A 13,959-nucleotide genomic window follows, 5' to 3' on the forward strand; every position below is an offset into this window, starting at 1 on the left:
ATCTCTTCTTTTTTTCTATATTTGCACCAGAACCTTATTTTTTAATCAACACTATTTAACTGACTCTACTTGTTTCTCTAATTCTCTTCCAAGAAATTTAGCAAGCTCAAGCATACCAAATTGATTCGCTACAGACTCTGCGTCAGAATTATAGTTTGTGTTTGTATTAATATCATACGTATAAATTATTCCATCCAAACTGCGAATAAATTCAATACCAGCAACAGTAATTTCATTTTCTTTCAAAAATTCTTTGTACTGCTCAATGATCGGCTCGTGGAAGTCCGGTATAATTTCAAATTTTGTTGACGCTTCTTTCTTACTCTCTTCTCCTACTGGGCAGAAAGCATCTTGAATCGAGCATGCATCCGCTGGACAAAGCTCGAATCCTTCTGATGTATCTACTTTAACTGCATATACAAACTGACCGCCTACAAATTCACAACGTGTAATATATGGTTCTGGCGCTTCAATATATTGCTGGATTAAAGTAATTCCATCAATAGGTTCTTCAAACGCCGGACTATCCAAATATTGCTCTAAAGCATCAATGGAATGAAATAGTTGAACGCCAAGGCCTTTCCCTGCACGATTATGCTTTGTAATGAACGGTACTTCCCCTAACTCCCTTGCTGCCTTTACTATATGATCACGTCCAACAGCACCAATTGTTTTCGGCACTTGTATACCAAAATTTCTTAATGCTGCATATTGATTCAATTTACTTACTTCAAGACGTAATGCACGAGACCCATTAAATACTGTGCGCCCATATCCCTCTAACCAAGCAAGAACTCCTTCCGTCAACTCAGGTGCATATCTATGACCTCTCGTATGTGAAGAAGCACTCATGCGGCTATAAAAAACACCTTGGGGAGGTTCTTGTTCTAACGTAATTGTTCCTTCATTTAAAAACCATTCCTCATACGGTAACTCCAGTTCTTCCAACCTTTTCACTAAATGATCCGTCCATTCCTTATTCTCATGTAATATGTAAATTTTACTCATTTGTAATCAATTCCTTTCTTTTTGCTTCAACTAATGGCATCACTTTTTCAGAAAATCGTTTCATCTCTTCAAGCTGTGGCGAAAATTGTAAAAGTAATAAAGTAACACCCACTTTTTCAAAAGCGAGTATCCTTTCTGCAATTTGTTCTGGTGTTCCAATTAAATTAGGACGTAATCCACGATTAGATACGGAATAATCATTCAACTTCACTTGCTGTTCCAAATGCGATTTACTAATAAAGTCTTGGTAACCCGCGTAACCTAACGCATCGTCTTTCACATCCGTTATGCGTCTCCATTCCTCTACTGCCTCTTCTTCTGTATCACGACAAATGACGTAATCCGCAAGCCCGAATGACTGCAATGGCTCCTCTGTAACTTTCTTTCTACGATTCTTCATATCTTCTATTTTCAGTGATACTTCTTCCACTGTTCCGCCGTGCATGACATATGCATCTGCGTGATTTACAATGACCTCTTTTCCTCTCTCACTCTCACCACCTGCATAAAGCTTGATACCTTGTTTCTGCACAGGTTTTGGACTTAAATGTGTATTCTGAAGCTCATAAAAGTTCCCCTTATAAGAAAACTCGTCTTCTTTCCAAAGCTCTTTCAAAATTGTTACAAATTCCTCTGTGCGATCATATCTTTCATCATGTGCGGTAAATACTCCGCCGTACTGTCTCGCTTCTTCTTCCCACCACGCTGAAACTACATTCAATGTAAAACGACCATTACTTAATTGATCGATATTCGCTGCCATTTTCGCTGTAACCGCTGGATTGTGGAAGCCAGGTCTTACAGCTGTCATAATCTCTAATTTATCCGTTACTGCTGCAAGTGCTGCCGCAGTTGTCCACGCTTCTAAACTTGGTGCTGAAATACCTTTTATATCATTTAAGTTTAATTCTGCAATAAGTGTTGTTGAAAAACCTAATTGTTCTGCCGCTTGCGCTGTTTGTTTTGCATATTCAAACGTAGGCGGCATAGATTCATCACCTACATTTCGAAGCCATCCCCCAAAAATCGGCAACCAAAAACCATACTCCACTACATACTCCCCCTTCATCTCTTAGCCATAAAAAAAGCTACTCTTATTCAAATAAGAGTAGCCTTCTTGACTAATTGAACCGCTCTTATCTTTCAGGTGTTTCTTCACCTGCAGGATTTGGCACCTTTCGTCTCATACGAGGTTGCCGAAGTTTCATAGGGCCCGTCCCTCCACTTCTCAACATAAGAATTGTTTGATTTTCATTTATTATAATCATCTGAATAATAAAAATCAATATTTTAATACTTATTTTTCCGATATACATTAAATGATATATGAAAAATCATATTGTTATAGCGATTTATAAGGGTATTATGTTTCTTTACTTGCGAATATATAAAGGTCTATGGTGTCTTATGTCGAAAACATCATGTATAACCAAGTTGCTTTACTTCTATCTTAAAAACACAGCAAAAGAGGTGTTAGTAGCATGAAAAATAAACGATGTGAGAATTGTGGTTCTACTACATTTAAAGAAGGAAGAGTTGGATCTGCTTATCATGCATATGTTTGTGAAGATGATTCTAGTAGGCTCTTTTCAGTAGGGAAACGTTGCAAACTCTTAACTACATTTTGTTTAGAATGTGGTGAGGTGAAATCATTTAGAGTGGAGAAGCCGGAGATATTTAATGAATAAAACATTAGAATCGAGATGTCCTTCAACCTAATTCTCTTGGTAGACGTGGTTGTAGTTAATACAAATACCATTCCGGTGGAGGCACCATAGGGTGTCTTTTTTTAGTCAGGAATAAGTTTTTACTGCGGTATATATGAAAATAAATCATCTGATTATAAAAATAAAAAAACGCTCATTTGAGCGTTTCATCTATATAATACCTAATAATTACTTTTTCTTCACTTTGATCTAATAACTCTTTATACTTCAATATTACGTCAGCCCCACGGCTCTCCATGCGTATATTGTATAACGCTTGTTGTATTAACCTTTGATTGTTCCGTTGAAACATTTACTCCATATATAATTCCTGAAAACAAATTATATGAACTATGAGCTAATATAGCCGAAAAAAGACCGTATCTTAAGAAAAGTAAAGCATATATAAATAGAATGCGAAATTCAATACACTAGGCTCATGCATGAGTGCAGACACAAAACTTGTAGACAATATCCATACCCAAACGTATTTACTGTTTCTTTCTACAAATAAATTTAAATACAATTTATTAAACACATTAGAATGCTCTTTCGCATTATTAGCCAACCATAATATTGCTGCATAAGGCCCATATCTTTTCAAAATACAGTGGTTTTCATATGTCCCTAAAATTATAACAATAACTTTTCTACACCTACACCATCTATTAATAACAGTTTCAAAGAAGGTGATATTTTAATTGCTTCTTCGATATCTAAATCTCCGAAATCCACCATATATAATCCAAATCCTTCTTTTCCATTTGCATATAATAGCACTTTCCCACCTTCATCATCACCAATTGCAAGTGAGTTAGGTATATATTTTTGGATATTATGAGCTTCATTCATCTCTATGCAACCTGCTGGACTCCAAATACGGATATATATTTCATTATTTACATTAATCTCTGCATCTGTACAATGTTGAATTATCTCTATATAATCTGAAGGAACATCTATTGATGAAAAACCTTGTAATTCTTGAATCGTTTCTTTAGTTGCTGGAGGTTCTTGTGTTTCTAAAGTGAAAACTGCATTTAAGTTCTCAAGTATACTCATTAATACTCAATCCTTTCATATTTTACTTTTAACTTATCAAGCATTCTATATTGTTGTTCTAAAGTTCCTCTAATAGTTTCTTTAGAAAATCCCGCTTTTTCAAAATCAGAAACTATATTCTTTAATTCCTCTTGTAAAGAAGAGCTCCATTTTTCATTTCCTAAGGCTACACGTTCATCACGTCTCAAGTTCTGCGCATTAGTAATAATAGTATGTAATAACCCCTTTCCTGTTTCAATCGTCACTGTTGGTACAAGTTTTGGATCATATCCATATTTATATGAGAACTCACGTTTCTTCTTTTAAAATCCTTATCGTATTTATAAACATACATATCTTTACAGAGAAAACATCTAGCTAAATTATATATCACTCAACTACAAAAAATCCCCTCCACCACAAGGCAGAGGGGATCTTCTAACTTCTATTTCAAACTACCCGCAATCTCCGTAAAGATAACTCCAAGCGCATGCGCACCTGCATCTGGATAGCCTAAGCTTCTTTCACCAACTGTACCGGCGCGGCCCATGCGAGCTACGATTTCTTTCGTATACTCTGCTCCTTTAACCGCTGCTTCTGCTCCTTTTTCGAAGGCAGTTTTCATGTCTTCTTCGTTTGAAGCGCTAGCTAACCAAGAGTCTACACATGGAGCAAGTGCGTCAACAAGCGTTTTATCACCAACTACCGCTCCTCTACCGAACGATCTTTCTCCGATAGATTGTATACCTTGCAGTGCTGCTTGCAACATTTCAGCGAATTCTTTCACTGTTAACTCACGCTTCTCGCCTGCTGCTTTACTAGCTGCGCGGAATGCTCCGCCCCAAATTGGACCAGATGCGCCGCCGCAATGTTCCATAATAATCATCGAACAACCGTCAAGGAATGATCCGATCGTTACGTTCTCTTGATCTACAATAGAATGCCACTCACGTTTTAGTTGCTTAAATCCTTTTGCCACACTCATTCCGAAGTCGCCGTCACCTGCGTGTGTATCTAACTCACAGAACGGTACTTCATTTTTAATAATAACGTCGCTCATTTTATCAACGAGATAGATCATGTTGTTTAATGTAATAACATTATCTTTAATAACAGCGTGCTCTTCCGCCGTTTCTATTTCAAAGGAAACTTCCTTCTCTTCTGTCTCTTCAAGCACATTCACGTACTCAACACTTTCAACTGGCCCATCTACTTTAAACGCTGGTGTATTACACTCTTTCGATAGTAATGTTTTTAGCTCATCGTCTAGTTTCATTACTGTTAAAGACATACCAGCCATATCGATACTCGTCATATAGTTTCCGACGAATACTCTATTAATTTTAATGTTTCTAGCAGCTAATTCTCGCGTCACGGCGTTATTAAATAAGTAAAGTTCTTGCAGTGGTGTTCCGCCAAAACCGTTAACTAGAAGCGCAATTTCTTCGCCGTCTTTTACTCCTAAATCTTTTACAAGATCGTTTGTCATACGGTTCGCTAATTCATCCGCTGACAACATTTTTTCACGTTTAATTCCTGGTTCACCGTGAATACCTACGCCGTATTCCATTTCATCTTCCGCAAGTGTGAAAGTAGGTGATCCGCTCGCTGGAACTGTACAAGACGTTAACGCTAAACCGATTGTGCGCACGTTAGCCGCTGCTTTTTCCGCTACAGCTTTCACCGCTCCTAAATCCATACCTGCTTCCGCTGCTGCGCCGGCAATTTTATGAACGAGAATAACGCCCGCAACGCCGCGGCGTCCTACTGTATACAAACTATCCTCTACTGCAATATCATCGTCTACTTTTACGTAGTCAACTTCAATTCCATCTTCCGTCGCTAAATGCGCTCCGTTTTTGAAATTCATAATATCGCCGCTGTAATTTTTAATAATTAATAACGTACCTTTTTTACTAGCTGTTTCTTTAATTGCTTGATACACCTGAATTTGTGAAGGCGACGCAAACACATCTCCGCACACCGCCGCATCTAACATTCCTTTTCCGACTAGTCCTGCATGCGCTGGCTCATGACCACTACCGCCGCCACTAATTAACGTTACTTTGTTTTCGTTCATTTCTTTCTTCTTAATGACTTTATATTTTTTCAAAAGCTCAAGCTCTGGATGAGCCATAACCATTCCGTTACACATTTCCATTACTAATGTTTCTGGTTTGTTTATAATCTTTTTCATTGTGATTCTCCCTCAATTCCTTTAATATATTGTGATATATTTGAAATCTTCTTCTTACTACTCATGTTAAAATGAAAGCGTTTTATAGTAAACGGACAAAATGGACAATCTGTCTAAAGACACCGCTCTCATTTATAGATAGGATTTTTATATTAATAACATTCTAGGGATGATTTAGATGACCTCTTCTATAATTTCTAAAAAGATAATCGCGAACTCATTGAAGTATTTAATGGAAACAGAGTCGTTTCATAAAATATCAGTGAGCGATATTATGTTACACTGTCAAATGCGTAGGCAAACTTTTTATTATCATTTTAAAGATAAATTCGAACTATTAAGCTGGATTTATAAAGAAGAAACGAAAGAAAATATTATCGACTTTCTCGACTATGAAACATGGGAAAACATTTTTGATTTATTATTTGATTACTTTTATGAAAATCAAAAATTTTACCGAAATGCTTTTAAAGTCATTGAGCAAAACTCGTTTAATCACTATTTATTTGAGCATACGAAAAACTTATATATGAAGATTATTGATGAATTATCTGTGAGCTGTGGATTCAGCCTTTCTGATGAGACAAAAAATACGATTGCCTCCTTTTATAGTCACGGCTTCGTTGGAACGATAAAAGATTGGATTGAAAGTAAATGCGAAGTAGATCCGTCTATTATGTCTTCACTCATGAAAAATATGATAAACAATCAATTACTACTATTACTGGAGCAATCAGCAAAGTAATTAAAGGGTGGCAAAAGCAATGAAAAAGATTATGAATGATGTACAAAATATCGTTCAAGATATGCTGCATGGCTTTTATTTTGAACATAACGACAAAGTAAGTTACGACGTAGCAAATAACATCATTTATGTAAAAGATATCGAAAAGCTGAAGCAAAACGTTGTTATCATAAGCGGCGGTGGTAGCGGACATGAGCCTGCTGATATTGGCTATGTAGGAAAAGGAATGCTTACAGTGGCAGTAAACGGTAGCATCTTCACTCCGCCTACAGTCGAACAAATTGTAGCGGCTACTCGCCTCATGCCAAAAGAAAAAAGTATTTTATTCATCATTAAAAACTTTAAAGATGACGTTGAGAACTTCCTAGCAGCAATGCAAATCGCAAAAGAAGAAGGAAGACAAATTGAACACATCATCGTAAATGACGACGTTTCAATTGAAGATGATGCTTCTTTTAATAAAAGAAGACGCGGCGTCGCTGGCACTGTTTTCGTTCAAAAAATACTTGGTGCGGCCGCTCTTGAAGGTCATTCTTTAGAAGAACTAACAGCACTCGGCCGTTCTATCACCGAAAACTTACACACATTAGGAGTCGCCCTTTCACCTGCAAACGATCCAGTACAAGGTAAAGCTTCATTCACATTAAACGACGATGAAGTCTTTTACGGCGTCGGCATTCATGGTGAAAAAGGTTACCGTAAAGAAGCACTATCCTCTTCTGAAATATTAGCGATCGAACTGATGAACAAACTAAAAAGTATTTATCGCTGGAGAAAAGGTGACAACTTCGCCATCCTCATTAATGGACTCGGTGCAACGCCATTAATGGAACAATACATTTTCGCAAATGACATTCGCCGTTTATGTGAACTGGAAGGATTACAGATTACATTCGTAAAGGTCGGTACCCTTCTAACTTCTTTAGATATGAAAGGTGTTTCGCTCAGTTTGCTTAAGGTGGAGGATTTGGATTGGGTGAAGTGGTTGAAGGAAACTACAGAAACTGCTAGTTGGTAATACAAATAAAAATAGGATGGCTTCAATTGGCCCTCCTATTTTTGTACGTAGTTCACCTATTTAAAAAAATTCAATTACTAAGGAATTCTGCCTTCAATATTACAGCAAATTTACATTAAAAATGTAAATCCTCATTTCCCTGGTATTTTCCTTTATTACGTCTTTGTCTTATGAATAATTCTGCAACAATTAAATTGGGTACCCACGCTAACCAAGCAATAATAGCGTAGCTAAATTCAAACCGCTCTATTCCAAATAGAACGATAAACAACGGTAGCCAAATTCTTAATGTAACTGCCGCAAAGGTTAAAGCGTAATTTCTAATCATCCACTTTCGATGTTCTTTAATTTTTTTATTCTTAACTCTATGTAATGCTTGATATGCTGATGTTAGCCAAAATACGGATAACAAACCGAAACCTAGCTTCGCTACCAATCCTCCCGTAGCATAAAAGGATAGGTACAGTCCAGAAACGCCGCCTAATAATATACCAACCATATAGATTCTCCCAACTATTCGATGACGGTTGATATTCCTTTCTCTAAATTTTGTGGATAATGTAAACGGACCAATTACTAATGCTACTATACTAGTTGTAATATGTATAAATAACATACTATACCAGAACTCACTTAATTTAGACCCATACATAAGCTTCGCTTTTACAAGTCCTGTTTGAAATCCATCCATAATAGAATATTGGACAACAATATAACTAGCTACTAAAAAAGCAAAACAAGTAAATACAAACCAAATTTTCCTGTTCAAATTTTACTGCCTCCTTATTACATGAAGGAATTAGATTATACATTACTGTTCATTCTAGGAAAAAATAAAAAAGCCTTCTAGCGAAATGAAGTGAACCCCGAAAAAGGAACATGTAATAGATTAATATTTCAAATATAACATATATATATATTATATTTGAAATATTGTTAGAGGTACTGAAAAAGATAAACGGTACTGAAATGGGGTTTTTCTAATGGATATGTTACAACAAGTAATAGATAAATTTAAGTTGAATGTGTTATCAGTCGAGAACGTTCCTGAGTCTTTTAGTTCAACTGTATATAAAATCCAGCTAATTAATCATCGTACGGTATATATAAAAATTCCTTATTCCAAAGTAAAGCTTGAACGTGAGTATACTGTACTTAAACGATTACACAATGAGCTACCTGTACCAGAAAGATTAGACTATTGGGAAGGTAATGAAGATGTCACTGGTGCTTTATTATTATCCGAAATCAAAGGTGTTCCGATTACAGAGAAGGTGGATACGGCTTTAGCTTATCATATCGGAGTACACCATGCCATGCTGCATGCAATCATTCCAAATGAGCAGGATTTCAAAAGCTCTGTTTCCAATGTATATGGGAAATGGTCTGAGTTTATTGAGCGACAATTTTATTCCTTTGCAGAAGATGTAAAAGAAGTGATCGATCCTTGTTTATACGAACAATCATTGAAGCATTTTGACCGTCAAGTGAAATTACTTCCAGCTCCAGATGGACCTAGTTTTATACATATGGATTTTCGACCAGGTAATATTTTAGTTCATGAAAATCAAGTAGTCGGCATCATTGATTTTGAAAGTGCCCGAATTGGTGCAACCGAAATAAACTTTACAAAAATTAATAGTGATATTCTCATGAAATCTCCTGGAACATGGGATGCATATAAAAAAGGCTATGAGTCCATTCGTCCACTTATTAATTTACAAGAAGTTTTACCGTTTTATCGCTTTACCGATGCGTTTAATGCCATTGGTTGGTGTAAAAGAAGAGGTATTGAAGAGCATCAAGCTTTTTTACAGGAGAGTGTAGCCTATTTAAACGTTTTGTTTATGAAGGAAGCATAGTTGAAAGAGAATTATTAAACGTCAATAACTGATGTTTCATTTATAAAGATTTTTTCACATTTCATGATTCAACAATCGGACGCAATTGAGGAAGATACGCAAGTATAAAATGATCAAACTTTTTTATGTAAAAACATCTATATAAATTTTACAAACTAAAAATTTATATAATAAAAACCCTCAAGTATATCGTTCTATACTTGAGGGTTTACTCATCTATTTCTTCTCTCATATTCTTAAATCAATAGTTAGCTCATCTGTAATCTGCTCAAGATGGAAAAACCCTTTAATGATTTCTTCAAATCCTATATGCTGATTCCAATTCGTCCCCACTCCTATCATAATAGGGTGATTTAAATAAATAGGATACGGTGATAACCCTTCATCTTTTAACATATACACTCGTTTTCCATCAGTATGAAGAGCTGGTTGAGACTCTTTTAGTAAGTATTGAGATAATTGAACACTTAACACATTTACACCTACCTAACATGTAATACATGAACTGTATCTATTAAGTTAGAAAAAGGGATGAGCCGTTCACATTTTACCTTGTTTGAGCCTAGAGAACTAGAATCATTTTATAAACTAGGATATCTCACAAGAGCATAATCACCTCACTGAATGATGACAGGTCTTCCAAATAAAGCTGGATAATATATTAACATCGCCCCTACAAATGAACACACTAAACAAAAAACAGCCTCGTATTTTATAACTAGAGACGAGTCGGTATCAAGCTTTTTCCCCTCTCTTTTACATATCATTTTAAATAAAACTCTATATATTACATACCCAACAATTGCCCCGAGGGTATTCGTAAATAAATCATCAATATCTGTAATTCTATTATTTAGTAATTGATTTAACTCAATTGCCAATGAAAAAAAGAATCCTGCACATACGGTGTTTTTCATTTTTCTAAACTGCGGCCAAATAGTCGGTAATAAAAAACCAAACGGCATAAACAGTACAATGTTCAAAAGATACGTAGTACTACCTGCCGTATCAAATAGAGTCAAATTAATTTGATTTACACGAATCCACGTTTCGTATCTACTTATATCCCATACAGTCGCGATTTGCGTCACCTTATACACGAGCGAAAGGTAAAACAGAAAAACATATACCCATAGAAAATGCCGAATAGATATAGTTCTTTTCGCTTTAAAATAAACTCCAACTTGAAACATAATACAAAAAATAATAGTAAAAAAATAAGTATATAAATAACTAATCAAAACCTCTGTATGCATGTAGAATCCCCTAACTTTACATCTTCATCTATGACTTTGTCGTTTTTAGTATCCTTCTTGATGTAACTTGTTTATAGGATAGGAAAAACTTTTAAAATAAAAAGTGGGGTAAACATAAAATTTTTCTTAAATCTTCACATGCAACCTCTATAGTATTTTCATCCATACAGTATATATAATCATGTGAATCGTTTGTTCAGTTAAAACATGAAATTAAGAAATATATGCCGTACTATAATCACTCTTGCTATCAATAGAATTTAAAGAAGATGACTCCTGTTTGCATACAGAAATCATCTTTTTTAGGTTGCCTAACTTTTTTTAGAATGTCCTTTACAAAGGGTACAGATCAAGAGCACCTTATGCCTATTCAAAGGGATCAACTATACCTTCTTCCCTTAAAATCACTAAAACCCATTTACAAATCTATAAAAGTAGATATAATATCCTTATGGAACCTTTATTAATTTATAAAGCATTGTCAAATGAAACAAGATGTCAAATTTTATCCTGGTTGAAAAATCCAGAAAACCATTTCGATGAAAAACCTTATCTAGAACAAGACCTTAACTTTCAAGTTGGCGTATGTGTAGGAGATATCCAGCTTAAAACTGGCTTAGCCCAATCGGTTATTTCTAGTTATTTATTAACTATGAAAAAAGCAGGCTTACTAGAGTCTGACCGAATTGGAAAATGGACCTACTATCGTCGAAATGAAAAAACAATACGAGAGTTTTCTGAATACGTCCAAAACGAATTATAAAATGAAAGCTAATAATCAATCAGCATACTAATTGATTATTAGCTTTCACACATTCTGCTTTTTTACAGGTATCCAATAATTTTTGTATAAATTGCACTGCCTATAAAAGCAAGAAACATCGAAAGGAGAATTTTTTTTAACACATCATATCTAGTTATTTAGATATCTGTTATTGTATTTCGGATTACATACTCCAGATAATATTGGCATCCAATCACGCTTATAATAATGCTTCTTTGTTAATGAATTTACTTTCAAAATACTGATACGAATGGAGAGTTTTATAAATGAAAAAAGTAAATCCTTTACTTATTCTGACACTCGCAATAGGTGTGTTCGGAATTATTACTACCGAGATGGGTATTGTCGGCGTATTACCACAAATCACTGAAAAGTTCGGAATTTCAACTACACAAGCTGGATTTTTAGTAAGTATATTCGCGCTAGTTGTTGCTATTTCTGGTCCATTTTTAATTTTGCTCGTCTCTAGTATTAATCGCAAAATAATTTTATTAACAGCAATCTTTGTTTTTGTTATTTCAAATATAATCTACGCTTATACAACACAATTTGAAATCATGCTTATTTTTCGTATTTTACCGGCAGCGCTTCATCCACTCTTCTTTTCAATCGCTCTTGTAACAGCTGCTAAACTTGTCCCTCCAGAAAAGGGCGGTCAAGCAGTTACAAAAGTTTTCATGGGAATTACTGTTGGCTTTGCTTTAGGTGTACCACTAACCTCTTACCTTGCAGACCAATTTTCACTCGAAATGGCTTTCTTATTCGGAGCATTCGTTAACACTCTTGCATTCATTGGAATACTACTGCTACTTCCTTCTATGCCTGTTAAAGAAAAAATGTCTTTCGGCAAACAAATTCGTATTCTCGGCAAACCAGGATTATGGTTAAATATTTTAACCGTCACATTCCTTTTTGCAGCCATGTTTTCCGTATACAGCTACTTCGCTGAGTACCTTGCAAAAGTAACTTCCATGAATGGATCTCTCATCAGTATCATGCTATTCATATTTGGTATAGTTATGATTTTAGGTAATCATTTATTTGGTGGTCTTCTGCAAAAAAGCATAATAAACACTGTAATATCATTCCCTATTCTATATTCTATTGTTTACATATTGGTTTATTATTTAGGTTCCTACCTTGTTCCAATGATTTTTATAGTATTCATTTGGGGAATCGTACATGCTGGTGGATTAATTGTTGGTCAAACATGGTTAATAAGTGAAGCTAAAGAAGCACCTGAATTTGGTAACAGTCTATTCGTTTCGTTCTCAAATCTCGGAATTACTTTAGGAACCACTATTGGAGGCTGGTTCATTTCAAACTTAGGTATTCACCAGCTTATTTGGAGCGGCTTTATATTCACACTACTCTCATTTCTATTAATTATAATAAAACTAAAATTTTTCAATTCTAATAGCCAGGCTTCATTATCAAGCTAGTACATTTTCAGTTCCAAATTCGATAAAAAACGTTATAAATTCTTCTTATAAGATTTTATTAACTAAAAAGTATAACGCTCAAAGCCTTTAGCCATAATTACGACTAAAGGCTTTTTTGTATATAAAGTGAAACTTTAATCAGCCCTCACCAATCGGACTTTTATGAGCAGTTGATCCCCCACCTAACTTCTTTGCTTTTGCTGAATTTTGAGGTGGGGGTCTTACTGCCCATTAAAGCGGGATAAAAATAATTCTAAAAGGAGCTAATTTTATGGAACATAATCAAAATGGAGTACTTGCTTTAATTGTTTTGTTTTTAGGATTAGTGTTTTTTGTTAGTGGAATGGTTTATCATTTATGGGGTTCTTTTTAATCGTATGATTGTAATCACTCATAAATACCCTCACGTATATCGTTCCTTTATTAATTTCAACGTTTAGACAGATACATAATTCCAAAACTAAAACGTTTATTGCAATTATCGATATGGAACATTTCCCAAAACAACTTAACATGGTAAAATAATATTCGGACGGGAGTCCAATATTATTAAAATTAAGATGGTTCAAGTCGGAGGAAGGCACCTTAGGGTGTCTTTTCTTTATTTTCAAAAGGACCTGCTCAATTATTGTGTAAAAAACATAAAGTAAGTTGAATCCATTAAAATACATGAGTGACCCCTTGTTTTCCCCTCTTATTAAAGGAGGAACTATTATGGGATTTGGTGGTAGTTGTAGTAGTGGTTGTGGCGGCGGCTTTGCTTTACTAGTTGTATTGTTTATTTTATTGATCATTGTTGGAGCTTCTTGCTTCTGCTAAAAAACTATCGGAAAAGACACTCTTATATGGGTGTCTTTTCTTTGTAATAAAAAGCTTTCTATAAAGGAGGGTTTTTAGGTT

General features: G+C 35.0%; 14 protein-coding genes, 2 pseudogenes and 1 riboswitch. Of the genes and pseudogenes, 8 read left to right on the forward strand and 8 right to left on the reverse strand.

Annotated elements, in window-relative coordinates:
• Positions 1-51: 51 nt before the first annotated feature.
• Together QCI44_RS23190 and QCI44_RS23195 are read right to left on the reverse strand one after the other, a co-directional pair.
• On the reverse strand, positions 52-1,008 hold the full coding sequence (locus tag QCI44_RS23190; RefSeq protein ID WP_016133807.1) for an ATP-grasp domain-containing protein: 957 nt from the start codon (positions 1,006-1,008) through the stop codon (positions 52-54).
• Complete coding sequence (locus tag QCI44_RS23195) at positions 1,001-2,059, reverse strand: LLM class flavin-dependent oxidoreductase (RefSeq protein ID WP_353811457.1); 1,059 nt, start codon at positions 2,057-2,059, stop codon at positions 1,001-1,003. The genes QCI44_RS23190 and QCI44_RS23195 overlap by 8 nt, the downstream gene beginning before the upstream one ends.
• Positions 2,060-2,141: 82 nt before the next feature.
• Positions 2,142-2,248, reverse strand: a riboswitch (SAM riboswitch).
• 241 nt (positions 2,249-2,489) lie between these two features.
• On the opposite strand from QCI44_RS23195, the gene QCI44_RS23200 reads away from it, so the two are divergent.
• On the forward strand, positions 2,490-2,696 hold the full coding sequence (locus tag QCI44_RS23200; RefSeq protein ID WP_016136583.1) for a hypothetical protein: 207 nt from the start codon (positions 2,490-2,492) through the stop codon (positions 2,694-2,696).
• 651 nt (positions 2,697-3,347) lie between these two features.
• On the opposite strand, the gene QCI44_RS23205 is transcribed toward QCI44_RS23200, so the two are convergent.
• The 3 genes from QCI44_RS23205 to dhaK all read right to left on the reverse strand — a co-directional run bounded on the left by QCI44_RS23205 (position 3,348) and on the right by dhaK (position 5,952).
• Positions 3,348-3,776 (reverse strand): SMI1/KNR4 family protein, encoded by a 429-nt coding sequence (locus QCI44_RS23205; protein ID WP_016136582.1) that lies wholly within the window; start codon positions 3,774-3,776, stop codon positions 3,348-3,350.
• The gene (locus tag QCI44_RS23210; protein WP_098413160.1) at positions 3,776-4,021 is read right to left on the reverse strand and encodes a hypothetical protein; all 246 of its coding nucleotides are present in this window, start codon (positions 4,019-4,021) and stop codon (positions 3,776-3,778) included. The genes QCI44_RS23205 and QCI44_RS23210 overlap by 1 nt, the downstream gene beginning before the upstream one ends.
• Positions 4,022-4,200: 179 nt before the next feature.
• Positions 4,201-5,952: a dihydroxyacetone kinase subunit DhaK gene (dhaK, locus tag QCI44_RS23215; protein WP_088083397.1), complete on the reverse strand. Its 1,752-nt coding sequence runs from the start codon at positions 5,950-5,952 to the stop codon at positions 4,201-4,203.
• 178 nt (positions 5,953-6,130) lie between these two features.
• On the opposite strand from dhaK, the gene dhaS reads away from it, so the two are divergent.
• Both dhaS and dhaQ read left to right on the forward strand, forming a co-directional pair.
• Complete coding sequence (gene dhaS, locus QCI44_RS23220) at positions 6,131-6,697, forward strand: dihydroxyacetone kinase transcriptional activator DhaS (protein ID WP_000204210.1); 567 nt, start codon at positions 6,131-6,133, stop codon at positions 6,695-6,697.
• A 19-nt stretch (positions 6,698-6,716) separates the two neighbouring features.
• On the forward strand, positions 6,717-7,715 hold the full coding sequence (gene dhaQ, locus QCI44_RS23225) for a DhaKLM operon coactivator DhaQ (protein ID WP_088083396.1): 999 nt from the start codon (positions 6,717-6,719) through the stop codon (positions 7,713-7,715).
• A gap of 115 nt (positions 7,716-7,830) precedes the next feature.
• Here the strand turns inward: dhaQ and QCI44_RS23230 are convergent, their stop codons facing one another.
• Entirely contained in the window at positions 7,831-8,484 is a 654-nt protein-coding gene (locus QCI44_RS23230) for a DUF2306 domain-containing protein (protein ID WP_016089062.1), read from the reverse strand.
• 214 nt (positions 8,485-8,698) lie between these two features.
• Here QCI44_RS23230 and QCI44_RS23235 point away from each other — a divergent pair, with 214 nt between their 5' ends.
• Positions 8,699-9,577: a phosphotransferase gene (locus QCI44_RS23235; protein ID WP_088083395.1), complete on the forward strand. Its 879-nt coding sequence runs from the start codon at positions 8,699-8,701 to the stop codon at positions 9,575-9,577.
• A 279-nt stretch (positions 9,578-9,856) separates the two neighbouring features.
• On the opposite strand, the pseudogene QCI44_RS23240 reads toward QCI44_RS23235, so the two are convergent.
• Positions 9,857-10,051: pseudogene (locus QCI44_RS23240) on the reverse strand (hypothetical protein); the annotation flags it as partial.
• Between the two features lie 143 nt (positions 10,052-10,194).
• On the reverse strand, positions 10,195-10,833 hold the full coding sequence (locus QCI44_RS23245; protein ID WP_016133795.1) for a VanZ family protein: 639 nt from the start codon (positions 10,831-10,833) through the stop codon (positions 10,195-10,197).
• Positions 10,834-11,015: 182 nt separating this feature from the next.
• Here QCI44_RS23245 and QCI44_RS23250 point away from each other — a divergent pair.
• From QCI44_RS23250 to QCI44_RS23265, 4 genes and pseudogenes are all read left to right on the forward strand, one after another.
• A pseudogene (locus QCI44_RS23250) lies at positions 11,016-11,090 on the forward strand (TetR family transcriptional regulator); the annotation flags it as partial.
• Between the two features lie 194 nt (positions 11,091-11,284).
• A complete protein-coding gene (locus tag QCI44_RS23255) occupies positions 11,285-11,596 on the forward strand; it encodes an ArsR/SmtB family transcription factor (protein WP_000433539.1) in 312 nt (103 codons plus the stop codon).
• A gap of 287 nt (positions 11,597-11,883) precedes the next feature.
• Positions 11,884-13,059 carry an MFS transporter gene (locus QCI44_RS23260; protein ID WP_016133794.1) on the forward strand — a complete coding sequence of 392 codons (1,176 nt, stop codon included), beginning with the start codon at positions 11,884-11,886 and terminating at the stop codon, positions 13,057-13,059.
• A gap of 714 nt (positions 13,060-13,773) precedes the next feature.
• A complete protein-coding gene (locus tag QCI44_RS23265; RefSeq protein WP_000505689.1) occupies positions 13,774-13,878 on the forward strand; it encodes a YjcZ family sporulation protein in 105 nt (34 codons plus the stop codon).
• The last annotated feature ends 81 nt before the right edge of the window (positions 13,879-13,959 follow it).

The sequence above is a fragment of the Bacillus cereus group sp. RP37 genome (genome assembly GCF_040459695.1).
Lineage (GTDB): Bacteria > Bacillota > Bacilli > Bacillales > Bacillaceae_G > Bacillus_A.